The sequence below is a fragment of the Serratia sp. TSO36 genome (genome assembly GCF_057808395.1).
On record NZ_JBJZOU010000021.1, the window covers coordinates 49,954 to 70,689 of the forward strand.

At 61.8% G+C, this 20,736-nt stretch carries 19 protein-coding genes; 5 read left to right on the forward strand and 14 right to left on the reverse strand.

Going from position 1 to position 20,736, the window contains the following annotated elements; genetic code table 11:
* Positions 1-19: 19 nt before the first annotated feature.
* Entirely contained in the window at positions 20-916 is an 897-nt protein-coding gene (locus tag ACK3CV_RS17750; RefSeq protein WP_164141661.1) for an endonuclease/exonuclease/phosphatase family protein, read from the reverse strand.
* Between the two features lie 217 nt (positions 917-1,133).
* Here ACK3CV_RS17750 and pepT point away from each other — a divergent pair, with 217 nt between their 5' ends.
* Positions 1,134-2,381 carry a peptidase T gene (gene pepT / locus ACK3CV_RS17755; protein ID WP_103772918.1) on the forward strand — a complete coding sequence of 416 codons (1,248 nt, stop codon included), beginning with the start codon at positions 1,134-1,136 and terminating at the stop codon, positions 2,379-2,381.
* Here the strand turns inward: pepT and ACK3CV_RS17760 are convergent.
* Positions 2,378-3,490, reverse strand: a complete 1,113-nt coding sequence (locus ACK3CV_RS17760) for an SLC13 family permease (RefSeq protein ID WP_164141659.1) — start codon at positions 3,488-3,490, stop codon at positions 2,378-2,380. The genes pepT and ACK3CV_RS17760 overlap by 4 nt on opposite strands.
* A gap of 154 nt (positions 3,491-3,644) precedes the next feature.
* On the opposite strand from ACK3CV_RS17760, the gene apbE reads away from it, so the two are divergent.
* Positions 3,645-4,676, forward strand: a complete 1,032-nt coding sequence (apbE, locus tag ACK3CV_RS17765) for an FAD:protein FMN transferase ApbE (protein ID WP_164141657.1) — start codon at positions 3,645-3,647, stop codon at positions 4,674-4,676.
* Between the two features lie 62 nt (positions 4,677-4,738).
* On the opposite strand, the gene ACK3CV_RS17770 is transcribed toward apbE, so the two are convergent.
* The gene (locus ACK3CV_RS17770; RefSeq protein WP_004936201.1) at positions 4,739-4,960 is read right to left on the reverse strand and encodes a putative periplasmic lipoprotein; all 222 of its coding nucleotides are present in this window, start codon (positions 4,958-4,960) and stop codon (positions 4,739-4,741) included.
* Between the two features lie 212 nt (positions 4,961-5,172).
* Positions 5,173-6,393, reverse strand: coding sequence for a beta-ketoacyl-ACP synthase I (fabB, locus tag ACK3CV_RS17775; protein ID WP_039564934.1), 1,221 nt, complete (start codon positions 6,391-6,393; stop codon positions 5,173-5,175).
* 170 nt (positions 6,394-6,563) lie between these two features.
* Here fabB and mnmC point away from each other — a divergent pair, with 170 nt between their 5' ends.
* Positions 6,564-8,585 carry a bifunctional tRNA (5-methylaminomethyl-2-thiouridine)(34)-methyltransferase MnmC2/FAD-dependent 5-carboxymethylaminomethyl-2-thiouridine(34) oxidoreductase MnmC1 gene (gene mnmC, locus ACK3CV_RS17780; RefSeq protein WP_164141655.1) on the forward strand — a complete coding sequence of 674 codons (2,022 nt, stop codon included), beginning with the start codon at positions 6,564-6,566 and terminating at the stop codon, positions 8,583-8,585.
* Positions 8,586-8,626: 41 nt separating this feature from the next.
* Here the strand turns inward: mnmC and ACK3CV_RS17785 are convergent, their stop codons facing one another.
* The 6 genes from ACK3CV_RS17785 to prmB all read right to left on the reverse strand — a co-directional run bounded on the left by ACK3CV_RS17785 (position 8,627) and on the right by prmB (position 13,305).
* The gene (locus ACK3CV_RS17785; protein ID WP_086580236.1) at positions 8,627-8,908 is read right to left on the reverse strand and encodes a YfcL family protein; all 282 of its coding nucleotides are present in this window, start codon (positions 8,906-8,908) and stop codon (positions 8,627-8,629) included.
* A 32-nt stretch (positions 8,909-8,940) separates the two neighbouring features.
* Positions 8,941-9,498, reverse strand: coding sequence for an elongation factor P hydroxylase (locus ACK3CV_RS17790; protein WP_033653734.1), 558 nt, complete (start codon positions 9,496-9,498; stop codon positions 8,941-8,943).
* 80 nt (positions 9,499-9,578) lie between these two features.
* On the reverse strand, positions 9,579-10,385 hold the full coding sequence (locus ACK3CV_RS17795) for a sulfite exporter TauE/SafE family protein (protein ID WP_033635385.1): 807 nt from the start codon (positions 10,383-10,385) through the stop codon (positions 9,579-9,581).
* A 3-nt stretch (positions 10,386-10,388) separates the two neighbouring features.
* On the reverse strand, positions 10,389-11,216 hold the full coding sequence (gene mepA, locus ACK3CV_RS17800) for a penicillin-insensitive murein endopeptidase (RefSeq protein ID WP_164040022.1): 828 nt from the start codon (positions 11,214-11,216) through the stop codon (positions 10,389-10,391).
* A gap of 5 nt (positions 11,217-11,221) precedes the next feature.
* Positions 11,222-12,307: a chorismate synthase gene (gene aroC / locus ACK3CV_RS17805; RefSeq protein ID WP_033635387.1), complete on the reverse strand. Its 1,086-nt coding sequence runs from the start codon at positions 12,305-12,307 to the stop codon at positions 11,222-11,224.
* Between the two features lie 65 nt (positions 12,308-12,372).
* On the reverse strand, positions 12,373-13,305 hold the full coding sequence (gene prmB / locus ACK3CV_RS17810; protein WP_028127753.1) for a 50S ribosomal protein L3 N(5)-glutamine methyltransferase: 933 nt from the start codon (positions 13,303-13,305) through the stop codon (positions 12,373-12,375).
* 170 nt (positions 13,306-13,475) lie between these two features.
* Here prmB and smrB point away from each other — a divergent pair, with 170 nt between their 5' ends.
* Positions 13,476-14,006 (forward strand): endonuclease SmrB, encoded by a 531-nt coding sequence (gene smrB, locus ACK3CV_RS17815; RefSeq protein ID WP_033635388.1) that lies wholly within the window; start codon positions 13,476-13,478, stop codon positions 14,004-14,006.
* A gap of 67 nt (positions 14,007-14,073) precedes the next feature.
* On the opposite strand, the gene sixA is transcribed toward smrB, so the two are convergent.
* The 4 genes from sixA to ACK3CV_RS17835 all read right to left on the reverse strand — a co-directional run bounded on the left by sixA (position 14,074) and on the right by ACK3CV_RS17835 (position 18,913).
* Positions 14,074-14,556 carry a phosphohistidine phosphatase SixA gene (gene sixA / locus ACK3CV_RS17820; RefSeq protein ID WP_004936230.1) on the reverse strand — a complete coding sequence of 161 codons (483 nt, stop codon included), beginning with the start codon at positions 14,554-14,556 and terminating at the stop codon, positions 14,074-14,076.
* 388 nt (positions 14,557-14,944) lie between these two features.
* Complete coding sequence (fadJ, locus tag ACK3CV_RS17825) at positions 14,945-17,110, reverse strand: fatty acid oxidation complex subunit alpha FadJ (protein ID WP_164040037.1); 2,166 nt, start codon at positions 17,108-17,110, stop codon at positions 14,945-14,947.
* Complete coding sequence (fadI, locus tag ACK3CV_RS17830) at positions 17,110-18,420, reverse strand: acetyl-CoA C-acyltransferase FadI (RefSeq protein WP_041036112.1); 1,311 nt, start codon at positions 18,418-18,420, stop codon at positions 17,110-17,112. Before fadI ends, fadJ begins: the two co-directional genes overlap by 1 nt.
* A 196-nt stretch (positions 18,421-18,616) precedes the next feature.
* Complete coding sequence (locus ACK3CV_RS17835) at positions 18,617-18,913, reverse strand: YfcZ/YiiS family protein (protein ID WP_072265018.1); 297 nt, start codon at positions 18,911-18,913, stop codon at positions 18,617-18,619.
* A 399-nt stretch (positions 18,914-19,312) separates the two neighbouring features.
* Between ACK3CV_RS17835 and fadL the strand changes: the two genes are divergently transcribed.
* Complete coding sequence (gene fadL, locus ACK3CV_RS17840) at positions 19,313-20,641, forward strand: long-chain fatty acid transporter FadL (RefSeq protein ID WP_489009883.1); 1,329 nt, start codon at positions 19,313-19,315, stop codon at positions 20,639-20,641.
* The last annotated feature ends 95 nt before the right edge of the window (positions 20,642-20,736 follow it).

A 20,736-nucleotide genomic window follows, 5' to 3' on the forward strand; every position in this document is an offset into this window, starting at 1 on the left:
CAATGGAACGCCCACCCGCTTATTGCTCGGTCAGGCGCATCTCCGCCACCAGCGGCAGGTGGTCGCTCACCGCCGGCCAATGCACGCCGTTCCAGTCGCCGCTGGCGTTCGGCACCGTCAGGCTGTCCAGATGCCAGCGCTGCGCGTTACCGGTGAAGATGTAATCCACCTTGATCTCGGCGTTTTCCGCCGGCCAACTGCGGCCGTCCTGCCCGTCAGGCATGATGTCGTTCCAATAGCGGCTCAGCTCCAGCCAGATCACGCTGCCCGGCACATCGTTCATATCGCCGAACAGCAGCTTGATACCGCGTACTTCGATGGCGCGATCGTTCAGCTCCCGCACCTGATCCAGGCGCATCGTCGGATCTTCCTTGGTATCGAGGTGCGCGTTGAACAGCGTGATCGGCGCCGGGAACTCCGGCACGTCAACCTTGGCGCTGAAGGCGATGCGCTGTTCGCGCTGGCCGGACGGCAGCGGATAGATCACGGCATCGTGCAGCGGATACTTCGAGAGAAACGCCAGGCCATATTCGCCGCCGTCGTGATCGATCGCCCGGCCAAACACCGCCTGCATGCTGGTCAGCTTCGCCAGCTCCGCCGCCTGATCGACCCGGCCGCTGCGGGCGGTGAGTTTATCCACCTCTTGCAGCGCCACCACGTCGACGTTCATCGCGCGAATTGCCTTGGCGATGGCGGTCATGTCGCTGACCTTGCCGGCGGCGATATTGAAGCTGGCGACGCGGATCTTCGGCGCCTGCTCCAGTTCATAGGTTTTATTTTTCAGGCCACCCAACGCGCTGGCCACTTCGCGGCTGTTGGCGTTGCTGTTGGCATTGCCGGCATCGGCAGAGGCCCAGGCGCTGTGAGAGAGGCCCAGGGACAGTAAGGTGATAAGCAGAGCGTGACCGGTGTGCATGAATTCTCCTTGAGGGACAGATAAGTGTTATGTAGGCGCTTCCCGGCCCACAGCTAACACCGATTTTGCCGCAGAAACCTGCGACTATTTCCTAGTTGCACCGCTATTTTTCGTTTCTGCGCGATGCTTCGCATTCTGGCGGTTTACGCATTGCACCGTTGGACAAACGGCTGATTTCGTTTTAAAACCGGTAGATTGCCAACCGCGAGGAGTTCCGATGACCAGCCCGATTGCCGAACAGCTTACCGAACGTTTCTTCCGCTACCTGGCGGTCACTAGCCAGAGCAATGCCGCCGCAACCACCCTGCCCAGCACGCCGGGGCAGCATGAAATGGCGCAGCTGCTGGCGGAAGAGCTGCGCCGGCTCGGCCTGGCCGACGTGCAGATAGACGACCACGCCACCGTCACCGCCCGCAAGCCCGGCACCCAGCCCGGCGCGCCGCGCATCGGCTTCATCACCCATATCGACACCGTGGACGTCGGCCTGTCGCCCGAAATTCGCCCGCAGCGCCTGCGCTTCACCGGCGAAGATGTATGCCTGAACGCCGAGCAAGACATCTGGCTGCGGGTCGCCGAACACCCGGAGATCCTGCCCTACCGCAACGAAGAGATCCTGTTCAGCGACGGCACCAGCGTGCTGGGCGCCGACAACAAGGCGGCGGTCACCGTGGTGATGACGCTGCTGGCCAACCTGGCCGCCGCCGATCGCCACGGCGATATCGTGGTGGCGTTCGTGCCGGATGAAGAGATCGGCCTGCGCGGCGCCAAGGCGCTGGATCTGCAGCGTTTCCCCGTCGATTTCGCCTACACCATCGACTGCTGCGAACTGGGTGAAGTGGTTTACGAGAATTTCAACGCGGCGGCGGCGGAAATCCGCATCGAGGGGGTGACCGCGCACCCGATGTCGGCGAAAAACGTGTTAATCAACCCGATACGTATCGCCAACGACATCATCAACCGCTTCGACGTGCAGGATACCCCGGAACACACCGACGGGCGCGAGGGCTATTTCTGGTTCACCGATCTGGCCGCCAATGCCAATCAGGCGACGCTGAAGGTGTCGATTCGCGACTTCGATAGCGCGGCGTTCGAGGCGCGCAAAGCCCGCCTTGAGGAGACAGTGCGTCAGGTGGCGGCCGGCTATCCGCGCGCCAACGTCAGCTGCAGCATCAGCGACATCTACAGCAACATCAGCAACGCCATCGGCGAAGATCGGCGCGCCATCGATCTGATCTTCGGCGCCCTTGCCGCCCACGGCATCCCGCCGAAGGTGATCCCGATGCGCGGCGGCACCGACGGCGCGGCGCTCTCGAGCCGCGGCATCCTGACGCCCAATTACTTCACCGGCGCGCATAACTTCCACTCGCGCTTCGAGTTTTTACCCGTCAGCGCCTTCGTGAAATCCTACCAGGTGACCCGCAGCATTTGCCTGCTGGCCGCCCGGCAGAGCGGTAATCAGAGTTAGCTCAATAGCCAGCCGACCAGCGCGGCCCACGCCAGCAGCGGCAGCGAGTAATAGTGGAAGCGCAACCAGATCTTGCGCTCCCCCGCCATGCGCAGCGCAATCAGGTTGGCGAGCGAGCCGATCGCCAACCCGAAGCCGCCGGCATTGACCGCATAGGCCAACTGCGCACTGGAGGGCACATAGTTGAGCAGCAAAATGGTGGCCGGCACGTTGCTGACGATCTGCGACAGCCCAACGCCCAACGCATACACCCCGCCGTCGTTCAGCCCGGCGATAGCGGCAAACGCCGGCTGAAGCGGCGGCAGGCGGGTAAACAGGCCGACATCGATAAACATGGCGGCGAACACGAAAATCAGGCTCCAGTCGATCTGCAACAGCACCCGGCGCGCCAGCAACAAAAAGCCGGCGAACACCGCCAGCAGCCCATACAGCGGCAGGCCGATATCCAGGCACAGCAGGAAGATCGCATACAGCCCCACGCAGCTCAGCAACAGCGGCCGTTGATAGGGGTAGCCCTCGGTATTCGGCGTTTTCACGATGTCGCGCGCCGGGAAGCTGAACCAGGTCAACGCCAGCAGGCTCAGCATCATCGCGGCGCCAAACGGCGCCATCTGGCCGATGAAGCCGAGGAAAGAAAGGCCGGAGCGGCTCCACAGCAGGATATTTTGCGGGTTGCCGATCGGCGTCAGCAGCGAACCGGCGTTCACCGCCAGCGCCTGAAAGATGATCAAACGGCCAACCGGCAGCGCCGACAGCTTTTTCAGCGTGATGGTGAGCGGAATGACGATAAACAGCGCCACGTCGTTGGTCAGAAACGACGACAGCAGCGCAGCGGAAAACACCAGGAACAGCGCCAGCCGCCGTTCGCTGTGCAACCGGTTGATAATCTTGCGGCCCACGAAGTCGAAGTAGCCACTGACCTCGACGCCTTTGGTCAGCAGCATCAGCCCCAACAGAGTAATGAGGGTGCGGCCGTCGATGAACCCGCCCAGTGCCGCCAGCGGCTGCGGATGAAAGGCGAACATCGCTACGCCGGCCAGCAACAGCACGTGCAGGAAACGGTCTTTGACAAAGGGGTGGATAAGCCGGGAAATGGCGGTTGCACTCATGGTGGCAGCTTGAAACCTCAGCGAAAAGCATGAGCGAGACGTTATCTCAGGCGCAGCCGCAACGCCAGCAAAATGCTATTTTACCTTTATCCGCTTTCCATTTGCCGCGCTTTACTTTATTTGTAGCGGCTTTCTCGTTTTCAAAGGACATGTTATGGCTTCCCTGTTCGCCAAAGGGGCGTTGCTCAGCGCCTTATGCGCCCTGCTCGCCGCCTGCGACGATGCCTCCTCCCGCCCGCAAATCGATATCGACGGCAAAACCATGGGCACCTTCTACAGCGTTAAAGTCAGCGGTGACGTCGCGATCGGCAAGCAAGAACTGCAGCGGCAGATCGACGCGGTGCTCGAACGGGCCAACGACGATATCTCCACCTACCGCGCCGACTCGGTGCTGTCGCAATTTAACCGCAGCGCCGGCCTCGAACCGCAGCCGATCCCGCGCGGCATGGCAGACATCGTGCTGATGGCGCAGCGCATCGGCCGCGATACCGGCGGCGCCATGGACATCACCGTCGGCCCACTGGTGAACCTGTGGGGGTTCGGCCCCGACAAACACCCGGTCAAAGTGCCGGAACAGGCACAGATCGACGCGGCGAAGCAGCGCACCGGCCTGCAGCACCTGAAGCTGATCAGCGACAATCGCGGGGAGTGGCTGCAAAAAGATCTGCCGGATATGTATGTCGATCTCTCGACGCTGGGCGAAGGCTACGGCGCCGATGAACTGGTGCGCCTGATGAACCGCAACGGCATTACCAACTACCTGGTATCGGTCGGCGGCGCGGTCTCTTCACGCGGCGTCAACGGCCAGGGCAAACCCTGGCGGGTGGCGCTCCAAAAGCCGACCGACCGTGAAAATGCGGTGCAGGCGCTGGTGGATCTGCACGGTTACGGCATCAGCACCGCCGGCAGCTACCGCAACTACTTCGAACAAAACGGCCAGCGCTACTCCCATGTCATCGATCCGACCACCGGCAGGCCGATCAACCACCGCCTGGTTTCCGCCACGGTGATCGCCCCCACCGCGCTCGAGGCCGACGGCTGGGATACCGGCCTGATGGTGCTGGGCACGGAGAAGGCGTTGAAACTTGCCGAAGAGAAAGGGCTGGCGGTCTACCTGATCAGCAAAACCGACGACGGTTTCAGCGCCGTGATGACGCCGCAGTTCAAGGCGTTTTTGGTGCAGTGAAATAAAAAAGCCCGGCGCGCGATGGCCGGGCTGGTTGCATGCGCCCGCAGGCGCTGCGCCGATCACTTGGTCAGCGCGATGATGCCGAGAGTCAGGCCGGCAACCGCCGCCGCGCCGCCGGCGATCGCACCCGCGGTTTCCCAGTTATCCTGAGTGGTGCCCTTCATGCAGGTGTTGGTGTGCACCAGGCGCCCCTGGTCATCGTAGACCGGCACGCAGGGAGAATCGGTGGCGCATCCGGCCAACACGGCCGACAGTAACCCAACCGCAATTAACTTTTTCATACTTCGTGCCTCAATGTTCGATCACTTTGGAAAACTACGCCGAGCGATAATCACGCTACCCGGCTATTGTATGCCCAACGCATGTAATGGCGAGGTAATGATGTGTCAGGGGATGTGATTTGGGAAAACTCCGAGCGCCCGGCCGGCGGGCTTCGGCCAGTAAAAAGCCCGCGAAAACGCGGGCTTGATAGCGAGGTGAGACTCAGGCGGGATTATTTCGCCAGTTTGCGCATTACCAGGGTGGCGTTGGTGCCGCCGAAGCCGAAGCTGTTGGACATCACGGTGGTCAGCTCGCGCTGAGTCGGCTGAGTCACGATGTTCATGCCGGCCGCCTGCTCATCCAGGGTTTCGATGTTGATGCTCGGCGCGATAAAGCCGTGCTCCAGCATCAGCAGGCTGTAGATCGCTTCCTGCACGCCTGCGGCGCCCAGCGAGTGACCGGTCATCGCCTTGGTGGAGGAGATAGCCGGGGTATTGTCGCCGAACACTTCGCGAATCGCGCCCAGCTCTTTCACGTCGCCCACCGGCGTGGAGGTGCCGTGCACGTTGATGTAGTCGATCGGCGCATCCAGATCCTGCATCGCCATCTTCATGCAGCGCACCGCGCCTTCGCCCGATGGCGCTACCATGTCTGCGCCGTCAGACGTTGCGCCGTAGCCAACGATTTCCGCGTAGATGTGCGCACCGCGCGCCAGCGCGTGTTCCAGTTCTTCAACTACCACCATACCGCCGCCGCCGGCGATGACGAAACCGTCACGATCGGCGTCGTAAGTACGGGAGGCTTTTTCCGGCGTGTCGTTATACTTGGTGGACAGCGCGCCCATCGCGTCGAACTCGCAGGCCATTTCCCAGCACAGCTCTTCGCCGCCGCCGGCGAACACGATGTCCTGTTTGCCCAGCTGGATTTGCTCAACCGCGTTACCGATGCAGTGTGCGGAGGTCGCGCAAGCGGAGCTGATGGAGTAGTTCACGCCGTGGATTTTGAACGGCGTCGCCAGGCAGGCGGAAACGCCGGAAGCCATAGCTTTGGTGACCACGTATGGGCCAACCGCTTTCAGGCCGCGCGGGCTGCGCATCGCATCGGCGCCGAACACCTGGAAGCGCGGAGAACCACCGCCGGAACCGGCGATCAGGCCCACGCGCGGGTTGTTTTGATACTCTTCTTCCTTCAGGCCGGAAGAAGCGATCGCTTCTTGCATCGCCAGGAAGGCATAGATGGAAGCATCGCTCATGAAACGCACCACCTTGCGGTCGATCAGGCCGGTCGTGTCGAGCTTAACTTGCCCCCATACGTGACTACGCATGCCGGAATCTTTCAGCTCCTGGGAGAAAGTGATCCCAGAACGTCCTTCCTGCAGGCTCGCCAGGACCTCCTGCTGGTTATTACCAATGCTGGAGACAACTCCCAGGCCAGTAATCACTGCACGTTTCATTCAATACCTCTTCCACTATTTACCTACGGGATTTTGCATCGCACTTTAGCGTACAGATGTAAGCCGAACAAGTCCGATCAGCGTTTTTCAGCTTTATTGTTGTCCAGTTTGCGCCAGGGCGCCAGCGCCGTTAGAATTCGCGGCATCCCTTGAATTTCGAGCTATTGACCGTGAACCACGCCCCCATCCAAACCGCAACGCTAACCTGGAACGAACAGGGTACACCTGTTTCGAAACAGTTTGATGACGTCTATTTTTCCAATCAGGATGGGCTGGAAGAAACCCGCTATGTCTTTCTGCACGGCAACCGGCTGCCGCAGCGTTTCGCCACTCACCCGCGCCCGCTGCTGGTGGTGGCGGAAACCGGCTTCGGCACCGGGCTCAATTTCCTTACGCTGTGGCAGGCCTTCGCGGGCTTCCGCCAGGCCGAGCCGGACGCCGCGCTGCAACGCCTGCACTTTATCAGCTTCGAGAAATTCCCCCTGCAGCAGGCCGATCTGGCGGCGGCGCATGCGCGCTGGCCGGAGCTGGCTCCCTATGCCGATGAGCTGCGCGCCCAATGGCCGCTGCCGCTGCCGGGCTGCCATCGCCTGCTGTTGGCCGAAGGCCGCATTACGCTCGATCTGTGGTTCGGCGACGTCAACGAACTGCTGCCGCAGTTCGACGCCAGCATGAATAACCAGGTCGACGCCTGGTTCCTCGACGGCTTCGCACCGGCCAAAAATCCCGACATGTGGACCGAGCAACTGTTCGCCGCCATGGCGCGTTTCGCCCGGCCGGAAGGCAGCTTCGCCACCTTTACCGCCGCCGGCTTCGTGCGCCGCGGCTTGCAACAGGCCGGTTTTCAGGTCAACCGTTGCAAAGGCTTCGGCCAAAAGCGTGAGATGCTCGCCGGCTGTCTGCCGGCCGATGCGCAGCCCACGCGCCACCCGGCACCCTGGTATCGGCGTCCGGCGGCGGACAACACCGCCGACATCGCTCTGATCGGCGGCGGCGTCGCCAGCGCGCTCACCGCGTTGGCCCTATTGCGGCGCGGCGCCACCGTCACGCTGTACTGCGCCGACGAGCTGCCGGCCGAGGGCGCATCCGGCAATCGTCAGGGGGCGATTTACCCCCTGCTGAACGGCAGCGGCGACGCGCTGGAGAGTTTCTTCAGCGCCGCGTTTCCTTTCGCCCGCCGGCAATACGATGCCCTGTTGCAACAAGGCGTCGCCTTTGATCACCAGTGGTGCGGCGTCAGCCAGCTGGCCTACGACGAAAAGAGCGGCGCCAAGATCGCCAATATGCTGAAAACCGACTGGCCGCCGGCGCTGGCGGCGGCAGCCGACCGCGAAACGCTCAGCGAACTGTGCGGCGTCGATACCGGCTTTGGCGGCATCACCTACCCGCTAGGCGGCTGGCTCTGCCCGGCCGAGCTGACGCGCGGCGCTATCACGCTGGCGCAGCGTCAGGGCTTGGTCTGCCAATACCAGCACGATGCACAGAGGCTGACGCAGGAAGAAAACGGCTGGCGCATCGATTTCGCCCACGGCGAAAGCCGCCGCCATGCGACGGTGATCCTGGCCAACGGCCACCGGTTGGCCGAGCTGGCGCCGACGCAAGCCCTGCCGCTGTATGCGGTGCGCGGGCAGGTGTCGCACATCCCAACCTCGCCGTCCCTCGGTCAACTGAAACAGGTGTTGTGCTACGACGGCTACCTGACGCCGGTCAACGCCAACAACGGCCAACACTGCATCGGCGCCAGCTACCAGCGCGGCGACACCGCCACCGACTACCGCGAGCAGGAGCAACAGGAAAACCGCGAGCGCCTGCTGCGCTGCCTGCCGGAGCAGGCCTGGCCGCAGCAGGTGGACGTCAGCGCTCATCAGGCGCGCTGCGGCGTGCGCAGCGCCACCCGCGATCATCTGCCGATGGTCGGCGCGCTGCCGGACTATCAGGCCACGGTGACGCAGTATCAGGATTTGCAGCGGCGAAACCAGCGCGGCGAAACCGTCGCCGATGCGCCGGTCTATCCCGGCCTGTTCGCTATCGGCGGGTTGGGATCGCGCGGGCTGTGCTCGGCGCCGCTGGCGGCGGAAATTCTGGCGGCGCAGCTGTTCGGCGAACCGTTGCCGGGCGATGCGCGCCTGCTGGCGGCGTTGAATCCAAATCGGATGTGGGTGAGGAAGCTGCTGAAAGGACGTGCGGTTTAATTCATGAATGAGGGGCGCGGCGGCGCGCCCCGGCATGGCGGTCAGGCGGCAGGGGTAGCGGCCTGATAAAGGTTTTCCCACATGCCGCGCACCAGGATCTGATCCGGCGGCGAGAGTTCCCCGGCGGCGATCGCTTTGTGCAGGCTCTCCTCCACCCGCGCTTTCAGCGCTTCGGCAGTGTGCTCACCCTGCTCTTCCGATTCGGCCACCGCCAGCGTCAGATGACCGCGCAGGTAGCCACCGGCAAACAGTTCATCATCGCTGGCGTGCTCTACCATGTCATCAATCAGCGCCAAAATGCGCGCTTCGAATTCTGCGATCATCAAATTTCCTCATTAAATAACGGGCTGTGGCGTCAGTTGAGATCTTCCGGATACGGAAAATGCTCGGCCGCCAACGGTGGCGTATTGTAGAACGATTGCAACGCCTGAATAAAGCGCGCAGGCCGTGTGGGTATTCCCTGCTCCAGCAGCGCCAATACCCGGTCGCGCACCTTGCGCTGGAACGCGATGCGATCCGGCTCGCAGTCGCCGTTCAGGTTGTCGCAGCTGACGTTAAACGGGAAACCGGCCGCCACGCAGAACATCCACTCCAGCGCCTGCGGTTTGATCTCCACCGCTTCGAATTCACTCTGGGTTTGCGCGTCGCGCCCGTCCGGGCAATACCAGTAACCGAAGTCCACCAGCTGGCGGCGCGCTTCGCCGGCGATGCACCAGTGCGAGATTTCGTGCAGGCCGCTGGCGTAGAAGCCGTGGGCGAATACGATGCGGTGATACGGCAGTTCGTCGTCGGCCGGCAGGTAGATCGGCTCGTCGTCGCCCTTCACCAGGCGGGTGTTGTAGTCATCGCTGAAGCATTGATTGAAGATCTCGATCAGTTGCTCATAGTGATGACGGGTCTGTGTGTCTGACATAAAAACTCTATAACCACAAAAATAAAGAGGCCATTATACCCGATAAGACAGGGCGCGTAAGCAACGCCCTCTCTTCATCTTTAACCGTGCACCAGGGCGCTCAACCACTGCTGAATTTCCGCGCCGTGATTGTCGTACAGCAGCTTGAGGCTCATCACCAGCGAGACTATCACGATCATCGGCCGAATCAGCTTCTGCCCGCGGGTCAGCACCATGTGGGCACCCAAACGCGCCCCCAGCACCTGCCCCACCAGCATCACCAGACCGATGCTCCACACCACCTTGCCGCCGATGATGAACAGCGCCAACCCGCCGACGTTGGAGGTGAAGTTAAGCACCTTGGCGTGCGCCGTGGACTTGGCAAGGTTGAAACCGCACAGCGTCACATAGGCCAGCGCGTAAAACGATCCGGCGCCGGGGCCGAAGAAGCCGTCGTAAAACCCGACGCAGCCGCCGGCCACCAGCCCGAACGGCAAGGCGCCGAGACGGCGTTGACGATCTTCCTCACCCAGCCGCGGCATCAGCAGGAAGTAGAGGCCGATGCCGATCACCAGCAGCGGCAACATCTGCCGCAGCAAATCGGCGCGCATATGCTGCACCAGAATGGCGCCGGCGATCGAACCGATCAGCGTCAGAAAGATCGTCAGCTTCTGGTCGTTGAGGTTCACCGCACGCCGACGAATAAAGTACAGGCTGGCGGAGAAGGAGCCGCCGACCGACTGCAGTTTGTTGGTGGCCAACGCCTGAGCCGGGGGAACCCCCACCGCCAGCAAGGCCGGCACCGTCAGCAACCCGCCACCGCCGGCGATGGAGTCGATAAACCCCGCCAGCAGCGCTACCGCAAACAACACCCCGAGCATCTCGGGGCCGATGACGAACCAGTCCATGTATTATTCCGCTGCGAAGTGATTATCCAGCAATGCCTGACAGGTCGGCGGTAACGGCGGCGGCACCGGTTTACCCGGTTTGGCGTTCGGTTGATGCGGCACGAACCAGCTCGCCAGTTCGGCGCCGCAGCCGTCGCCCGGCGGCGGCGTATCCTGCTCTTTACATTCAAGGCTGCCCGCCGGGCAACGCAGGCGCACGTGCATGTGCGCGCGGTGACCGAACCACGGCCGCACCTTGTGCAGCCAGGCGCGATCGGCGCCGGCATCCAGACACAGACGCTGTTTGATGGCCGGATTGACGAAGATGCGCGTCACGTCCGCATCCTGCGCCGCCAGCTTGATCAGCGACTCGATCTGCGGCTGCCATTGGCGCGCCACTACCTGCTTGCCGTCACTTGACACCAGATCGATAGGCTGCGGCTTCAGCAATTGCTGCGCGCTCCAGCGTTGGCGCGGCAGCTGCAGCCAGATGTCGACGTCGAGCCCCGACTGGTGGCTGGCGTGGCCGCTGCTGAAGCGCCCGCCGGCCGGCATCGCCATATCGCCGATCAGCACCGTGCCCAGCGCTTTCTGATTCGCCTGGCTGCTGAGGCGCTGAATGAACGCCAACAGATCCGGGTGGCCGAAATAACGGCGCTGGTCGGTACGCATCACCTGGTAGTTCGGTGAGTTCAGCGGCAACGGCTGGGCGCCGATAACGCAGCCGTTGGCGAAACCGCCCACCGCCTGCGGCGCGCCGGCCACCGGATGATCGATTTTCTGCCACGGCGTCAGCGCCATGGCGGAGGCGGAGGCCGTCAGGGCCACCAGGCCCAACATCCAGTTTTTCATGGCGATTACCAGCGCGGCACGTCGGAAACCACATCACCGTTTTGCGCACGCTGGCGCAGCAGGTGATCCATCAGCACGATCGCCATCATCGCTTCGGCGATCGGCACGGCGCGGATACCCACGCACGGATCGTGGCGGCCGCGGGTGACCATTTCCACCGCTTCGCCCTGGCGATTGATGGTGCGGCCCGGCACCATGATGCTGGAGGTCGGCTTCAGCGCCAGATGCGCCACCACCGGTTGGCCGCTGCTGATACCGCCGAGAATGCCGCCGGCATGGTTGCTCTGGAAACCTTCCGGGGTGATTTCATCGCGGTTTTCGCTGCCGCGCTTGGTCACCACGGCAAATCCGTCGCCGATCTCCACGCCTTTCACCGCATTGATGCTCATCAGCGCGTGCGCCAGATCGGCGTCGAGGCGGTCAAACACCGGCTCGCCCAGGCCAACCGGCACGTTTTCAGCGATCACGCTGACCTTGGCGCCGATGGAGTCGCCCTCTTTTTTCAGCGCGCGCATCAGTTCGTCCAGCGCTTCCAGCTTGTCCGGATCCGGGCAGAAGAACGGGTTCTGCTCAACCTGATCCCAGTCTTTCAGCTCGCAGGTCACGTCGCCGATCTGCGCCAGATAGCCGCGCACCTGCACGCCGAACTTCTGCTGCAGGTATTTCTTGGCGATAGCGCCCGCCGCAACGCGCATGGCGGTTTCACGCGCCGAAGAGCGGCCGCCGCCGCGGTAATCGCGCAGGCCGTATTTCTGTTCGTAGGTATAGTCGGCATGCCCCGGACGGAACACGTCTTTGATGGCGCTGTAGTCTTGCGAGCGCTGATCGGTGTTCTCAATGATCAAACCGATGCTGGTGCCGGTGGTCACGCCTTCGAATACGCCGGAGAGAATACGCACCTGATCCGGTTCGCGGCGCTGGGTGGTGTAACGCGAGGTGCCCGGACGACGGCGGTCCAGATCGTGTTGCAAATCGGCTTCGGTGAGCGGGATGCCGGGCGGCACGCCGTCGACGATACAACCCAGCGCCACCCCGTGAGATTCACCGAAGGTGGTGACGCGGAAAATCTGCCCAATACTGTTTCCTGCCATCACGGCTCCTTACCGTTAGTCTTTTATCGTTATGAGGCCCGCCGTGCGGGCCCTGAAAATGCGGCTTAGCTGCGATAGAGGCTGAAGTGTTCCTTGCAATCCACCAGCTGCTGCTTGGTCAGCATGAACACGCCGTCACCGCCGTTTTCGAACTCCAGCCAGGTGAACGGAATATCCGGATATTGTTCCATCAGGTGTACCATGCTGTTGCCCACTTCACAAATCAGCACGCCGTCGTCGGTCAGGTAGTCCGGCGCGCAGGCCAGGATGCGGCGCACCAGCTTCAGGCCGTCGCTGCCCGCCGCCAGGCCCAGCTCCGGCTCAAAGCGGAACTCCTGCGGCAGATCGGACATGTCTTCCGCATCGACGTACGGCGGGTTGGTGACGATCAGATCGTACTGGATCGCGGGAACATCGCGGAACAGATCGGAACGGATCGGGATCACCTGGTGTTCGACGCCGTGCGCCTGAATGTTGCGCTCGGTCACCGCCAGCACCTCGCTGGAGATGTCCACCGCGTCCACTTCCGCTTCAGGGAAAGCGTAGCCGCAGGCGATGGCGATACAGCCGCTGCCGGTGCACATGTCGAGGATATGGCGTGGCGGGTGTGGGATCAGCGCGCTGAAGCGATCGTTGATCAGCTCGCCGATCGGCGAACGCGGCACCAGCACGCGCTCGTCGACGTAGAATTCCATGCCGCAGAACCAGGCCTTGTTGGTCAGGTAGGCGACCGGGATGCGTTCGTTGACGCGGCGGATCACGCGCTCAACGATGCGATGGCGCTCGCTGGAGGTCAGACGGGCGGTGTGCATGTCCTCCGGAATGTCCAACGGCAGGAACAGGCTTGGCAGCACCAATTGCACCGCTTCGTCCCACGGATTATCGGTTCCGTGACCATAATAGATATTGGCGGCGTTGAAGCGGCTTACCGTCCAGCGCAGCATATCTTGAATGGTGTGCAGTTCGTTCACTGCTTCGTCGACGAAAATTTTGTCCAATTTGCCCTCCGGCAGGCGCTGTGTTTCATGATTTAGCCGCATAGTTTGCCATGAAGCCCGCGACAAATCACGCTTGCCCCTCGCGCTTTTCACTCTGGCCCGAGTTTTGCGTCGACAGCGCTCATTCACAAGGTAAACTAGCGAAATAAACGATTTCCGGTGAATGAAGCATGAAGAACAAGCCCCCTCTGAGCCAAGACGAACAACAGCTCTTCAGAGAGTCGGTGGCGGGCGCGAAAAAGCTGCGCCAGGACACCATCGTCCACCGCCCGCCGAAGCCCAAGGTCAAACAGATTGCCCCGCAGCGGCTGCTGCAGGAGCAGGTCGATGCCAGCTATTATTTTTCAGATGAATACCAGCCGCAGCTGGAAGAAGAAGGCCCGACGCGCTACGTGCGCCCCGGCAGCAGCCCGTATGAGCTGAAGAAGCTGCGACGCGGCGATTACTCGCCGGAGCTGTTTCTCGATTTGCACGGCCTGACCCAGCTGCAGGCCAAGCAGGAGCTGGGGGCGCTGATCGCCGCCTGCAAACGCGAACATGTACACTGCGCCTGCGTGATGCACGGGCACGGCAAGCACATTCTCAAACAGCAAACGCCGCTGTGGCTGGCGCAGCATCCCGACGTGCTGGCGTTCCACCAGGCGCCGAAGGAATGGGGCGGCAACGCCGCCATCCTGCTGTTGGTGGAGCTGGCCGAGTAGACCCGCAGAAACGACTCAGGGCGATGTCAGACATCGCCCTGAGTTTATTCCACACCGCATCCGCGGTTCACACTTTGGCCATCACCTGCGACGGGCTGACCTGCCATTCAAACTTGCCGTAGCTGCCGTCCGCCGGCAGATCGACGTTGGCAATCGCCGAGGTCGCGAACATCGGCGGGCACTCGCCCGGGCACAGTTCGGCTACCAGATACCCCACCAGCGGCAGGTGCGACACGATCAGCACCGAGCTCACCCCTTGCATCGCCAGCGCCTGCAGATAGCTGCCGACCTGTTCGGCGTTACCGCCCGGCGTCAGCTCGGGCAGCACTTCTTCGCCCTCCGGCAGCGTCAAGGCTTCACGCACCGTCGCCAGCGTCTGTTCGGCCCGCAGATAGGGGCTGACCAGCACGCGTTCAATATCCACAGACTTGGTGTTCAACCAGGCCGCCATCTGACGGGACTCGTCGCGGCCGCACAGGGTAAGGGGCCTTACCGCATCGCTGGCTGCCTCGAGCGCCGCCTCTCCGTGACGCATAATCAAAACTTGCATATTGCACCGCTGTTGTTGACAAAGTAACGCTATACAGAAACGCCGTGCGTGCTGTACCGCCGAGTTTTACAACCCAAAGCCAAAGCTTTAAAACGATAACGCGCCGTCTCTTTATGGCGGCCGGGCATTTTGCCTGAAAGTTTGCCTAAAGAAAACGCTGTTTTTTACAGCAATCCTCCCCGGGCAAACCTCGATTGCTCACAGAACAATCAATTCAACGGGTTAAATTTTAACCTTTCCGCCATGAAATTTATTGATGGCGGTCAAGCTAACTTACCGCTGCCGCAGCCTCGCTGTACAGCCTCACCGGCTGACGCTGTTGCAAGGAGTGATGGCGATCACAACGCGGCCCTGTTGCAACTATAGTGCAAATCGGGCCGCCCTGCGTTCAGCTCCCCAGCGGGTAAAAGCGCTCGCCCTGCTGCGCCATGCGCTGCAGGCGTTCGCACGGGGCGAAATGCTCGCCGTGCTGCTGACGCAGGTAGTCCAGCGTCTTCACCACTTTCTCGGCGCCGAGCTCGTCCATATAGCGGAACGGGCCGCCGAGGAACGGCGGGAAGCCGATGCCGAACACCGCGCCGATGTCGCCGTCGCGCGCGCTGCGGATCACGCCTTCGTCCAGGCAGCGCGCCGCTTCGTTCAGCATCATCATCACGCAGCGTTGAGCGACGGTCGCCGGCAGCATGTGCGCCTTCGGCGTGACGCCGAGCAGCGTATACAATGAGGTATCCGCACGTTTGCGCCGCTGCCGCTGCTGCCCTTCGCTCGGGTAGAGATAGAAGCCGCGGCCGTTCTTGCGCCCTTTGCGCCCGTCTTTCAGCACCGCATCGAACGCGGCAGGCGCGGCGAAGCGCGGCCCCAGCGCCTCGACCAGTACCGGGATGATCTTGGTGCCGACGTCGATGCCCACTTCATCCAGCAGGGTGATCGGGCCGACCGGGAAACCGAAGTCCACCAGCGCCTTGTCCAGCGACTCAATCGGCTCGCCTTCCAGCAGGCAGCGCGCCGCTTCGTTGATGTACGGCGCCAGGATGCGGTTGACATAAAAACCGGCGCTGTCGCCCACCACGATGGCGGTTTTGCCCTGCTTGTGCGCCAGCGCCACGGTGGTGGCGATGGTCTCTTCGCTGGTGCCGGCGTGCGGGATCACTTCCACCAGCGGCATCTTGTCCACCGGGCTGAAGTAGTGCAGGCCGATCACCTGCTGCGGCCGCTGGGCCTGTTCGGCGATGCGGCCGATAGGCAGCGAGGAAGTATTGGAGGCGAACACGGTATGCGGCGCGCAGTTGGCTTCTACCTCGGCCACCATCTGCTGCTTCAGCGCCAGATCTTCGAACACCGCCTCGACCACGATATCCACCTGTTCAAAGCCGGTGTAATCGGTAGAGCCGGAGATCAGCATCATCTGCTTTTGCCGTTCCGCAGCGCGCATGCGCTTGCGGCGCACCCGCTTGCCAAGCACGTCCCAACTGTATTTCAGCGCATGGTTGATACCGGTTTCATTGATGTCTTTGATGCGAACCGGCAATCCGCCGCGGGTGGCGGTGACGCAGGCGATGCCGCCGCCCATCAGGCCGCCGCCGAGAATGCCGACGCGATGCAGGGCGTGCGGCTGGGCATTGCCGCCCCGCTCCTTTTTCAGCGCGGTGGAGGCGAAGAACAGGCTGCGAAGCGCCGCCGACTGCGGCGTCATCGCCAGCTCGCCAAAGGCGCGCGCTTCGGCCTCATAGCCGCTGGCGCTGCCGTGATCCAACCCGGTGCGCACCACCTGAATGATGCGCTCCGCCGCCGGGTAATTACCGTGGGTTTTCGCCAACGTTTTCTTGCGCACGATGCTGAACAGCAGACTTCTGCCCAGCGGGCCGTTGAGCAGGCGATCCTGCCACGGCAGCTCGCGCTGATGCTTCCAGCCCTGCTTCACCCGCTCGATGGCGGTCTGCAACAGAATCGACTGCGGCACGGCGTCGTCCACCAACCCCATGCGCAGCGCCTGACGGGCGCGAATGTGCTTGCCGGTCAGGATCATGTCCAGCGCCTTGGCGGCGCCGACCAGGCGCGGCAGGCGCTGCGTGCCGCCAGAGCCCGGCAGCAGGCCCAGCTGCACTTCCGGCAGCCCGAGCGCGGTTTTGTCATCCAGCGAACAGACGCGCCCGTGGCAGGCCAGCGCCAATTCCAGGCCGCCGCCCAGGCAGGCGCCGTGAATGGCCGCCACTACCGGCACCGGGAACGCGGCGATCTGCGCCAACGTGCTCTGCCCTTTCTTGGCCAGCGTTTCCGCCTCTTTGGCGCTGGTGCAGGCGGCAATCATGGTGATGTCGGCGCCGGCGATAAACGAGTCCGGCTTGCCGGAAACGATCACCAGCCCTTCCAGCGCGGTATGCTGCTGCGCCCGGATCAGCACGTCGTTGACCTGTTCGACGAACTCGGCCTTGAGCGTGTTCACCTTGTCGCCCGGCACGTCGATGGTGATCACGCCGATGTTGTCGGGGCGAATCGTCAGCTGAAAGGCCGACGGTTTGGCGCGCTGTTCGTGCAGTGCGTTTTCAAAGCTCATCATTCCACCTCCACGATCATCGCGGCCCCTAACCCGCCGGCGGCGCAGGCGGTGGTCAGGCCCAGCCCGCCGCCGCGGCGTTTCAGCTCATGCAGCGTCTGGGTGATCATGCGCGCGCCGGTGGCGGCGAACGGGTGGCCATAGGCGATGGAACCGCCCAAGACGTTGAATTTGTCCATGTCCACCTCACCGATCGCCTGGCTGCGGCCAAGCTTCTCACGGGCGAACTCTTCGCTGGCGAACATCTTCAGGTTGGCCAGCGTTTGCGCGGCGAAGGCTTCATGCATGTCGATGAGCGTCAGATCGGCCAGACCGATGCCGGCGCGATCCAGCGCCAGCGGCGTAGCGTAGGAAGGCCCCAGCAGCATGTCTTCCCACACGTCGATGGCGGCGAAGGCGAAGCTGCGCAAATAGCCCAGCGGCTGCAGCCCCAGCTCTTTGGCGCGCGACTCGCTCATCATCAGCACCGCCGCCGCGCCGTCGGTCAGCGGCGTGCTGTTGGCCGCGGTGACGCTGCCATGCTTGCGATCGAACGCCGGTTTCAGCTTGGCGTAGGAAGCCAGGCTGGAGTCTTTACGGATGTTGTTGTCTTCAGAAAGCTGCGCGCGGTAAGGCGGCACATAGGCGGTCATCACCTCGTCGCGCAGCCACCCTTCCCGCCAGGCCTTGGCCGCCAGCTCGTGGGAACGGTGCGCCAGCGCATCCTGCGCCTCGCGGGTGATGCCGTGGCTCTTCGCCATCTGCTCGGCGGTATCGCCCATGCGCAGGCCGGTGGAATACTCCGCCACCGCCGGCGGCACCGGCATCAGATCGCGGAATTTCAGCCGGCTGAACAGTTTGAGACGCTGCGACAGCGTGCGCGCCTTGTTGACGTCCACCAGCGTGCGCGCCAGCGCCTTGCTGACGCCGATCGGCAAGACGGAAGAAGAATCCGCCCCGCCGGCGATGCCAACGCTGATGCTGCCGGCCATGATGCTCTCCGCCACGTTGGCGATTGCCTGGAAGCTGGTGGCGCAGGCGCGCGACACGCTGTAGGCGTCGGTATGGACGCTCATGCCGGTGCCCAGCACGATTTCACGCGCGATGTTCGGCGCCTCGGGCATTTGCACCACCTGGCCGAACACCAGCTGTTCGATAAGCTGCGGATCGATGCCGCTGCGCGCCAACAGCTCGCTCACCGCCGTTTTCCCTAAATCCACCGCCGGAATGCCGTGATAGGCAGTCGCCTGTTTGGCAAAGGGGGTACGCAGTCCATTCACAATCGCAATGCGGTCACCATGACGGGTCACCAACGGCAGTGCCTTACTCATAAATGCTCCTGAAGAAAATAACGTCAGCGCAATGGGCAGAAAGAGGTCTGACCTGATGAGGTCATTGTTAACCAAACGGTTACATTTGGCAAACCGGCAGAGATCAAAACTGCGAGCAGGCGCACTTTCTATCGGGGGCGGTGTGGGGAAAGGGAATCCCCGGCACGCGGCAGGCGGCGCCGGGGTAAAACGGGGATTAACGCAGGCCGAGCTGGAAGATCAGGGTTTCCGCCTGGCAGGCGAAGGTAAAATCGGCCGCCAACTGCACGCCGCCGTCAACCGGTTTAATGCTACTGCTGATGTCACAAGGGTCGGATTCGACCGCGCGCGCCTTTTCGCTCAGGGCGGCCAGCATCGCCTCCGCATCTTGTTGATTGCTGAACACCTGGCTGTAGGACGCGGTGCAATCGGTGTTATCCATCACGGTGCCGACATCCACACAGCAACACGCGGCGGTTTCCTGGGCGCTGCATTTATTAATTGCATCTGACATGATTGGTTCTCCTCAAAGGCCTCGGTTATCAGCCCAAATTGCCGTTTTACTCACCGGCACAAAGCCACAAAATTCTGCAGGTATTTTACGCTTCCACGCCGGCAATCACTAGCACTTACTTTTAATGGGTGTTTTAAGTGATGGAAATCACAAATAAAAATGAGCGCCTGCTAAGGAATGGTAAGAATTTTGTTATTTACCGCTGGCGTTTTGTTAAGCAGATCTCTTTTTTGATATCAGGTTAGAAATATTTCAAAAACAAACTTGCAACATTTTCACAGGTCAGACCTATACTTCAGCCACTGGTCTGATTTGTCTGAACGATAACGGACCCTACAATCCCGCGCTCCTTGTTACCTCGTGTAACAATAGTTTAAATAATAAACACATAATGAGGTTTTGGTCATGAGCCAGAAAAACCTATTGACTAAATCAGCTCTCGCAGCTGCAGTGGCAATTATCTCTTCAAACGTGTCTGCCGCAGGATTCCAGCTGAATGAGTTCTCATCAGCTGGTTTAGGACGTTCGTATTCTGGCGAAGGCGCCATGGCGGATACGGCGGCCTCGGCAAGCCGCAACCCGGCGTTGCTGATGATGTATACCCGCCCGGAACTTTCTTTCGGCGCGGTCTTCATCGACCCGGACGTTGACATTACCGGTCAATCCCCTTCCGGCGCCAGTTTGGATTCGAAAAACATCGCGCCGACCGCCTGGGTACCGAACCTGCATTATGTTCACCCGATTAACGATCAGTTCGCCGTAGGCGGCTCGGTCACCAGCAACTACGGTCTGGCGACAGAATTCAACGACGGCTATACCGCCGGCGCTTACGGCGGCAAGACCGATCTGACCACCCTCAACCTGAACCTCAGCGGCGCATACCGTCTGAATCAACACTTCAGCTTCGGTCTGGGCTTCGATGCGGTGTACGCCAAAGCCAAACTGGAACGTTACGCCGGTGAATTGCCGAAGCTCATCGCCGGTTCAGGCCAATTACCGCCGCAGCTAGCCGGCCCTGTTTCGCAGATCCCGGCAGATACCCAGATTTCGCACCTGAAAGGCGACGAATGGGGCTTCGGTTGGAACGCCGGTATTCTGTACGAAGTGGATGAAAACAACCGTTACGGCCTCACCTACCGCTCTGAAGTGAAAATCGACTTCGACGGCGATTACAAGAGCAGCCTGCCTTCTGCCTTCAACCCGCTGCTGACCTCTAGAGGTCTTCCGTGGGGCACCAACGGCAACACCATTCCGGGTTCTCTGAGCCTGCACCTGCCGGAAATGTGGGAGCTGTCCGGTTACAACAAAGTGGCGCCGCAGTGGGCCATCCACTACAGCCTGGCCTACACCAGCTGGAGCCAGTTCCAGGAGCTGAGAGCCACCGGCAACAACGGCCAAACGCTGTTCGAGAAGCATGAAGGCTTCAAAGACGCTTACCGCATCGCGCTGGGTACCACCTACTTCTACGACGACAACTGGACCTTCCGTACCGGTATCGCCTTCGATGACAGCCCAGTGCCAGCACAGAACCGTTCGATTTCCATTCCGGATCAGGATCGCTTCTGGCTGAGTGCCGGTACCACCTATGCGTTCAACAAAGACGCGTCGGTCGACGTCGGCGTTTCCTACATGCACGGCCAGAAAGTCACCATCAAAGAAGGCCCTTACACCTTCAACTCTGAAGGTAAAGCCTGGCTGTATGGCGCCAACTTCAACTACCGCTTCTAATCTCGCCTGAGATGGATGCCAAAGCGCCCCGCGGGGCGCTTTTTCTTTGCCTGCCGCGTGCCGCCGGCATAAAAAACCCGCCTGCCGGCGGGTTT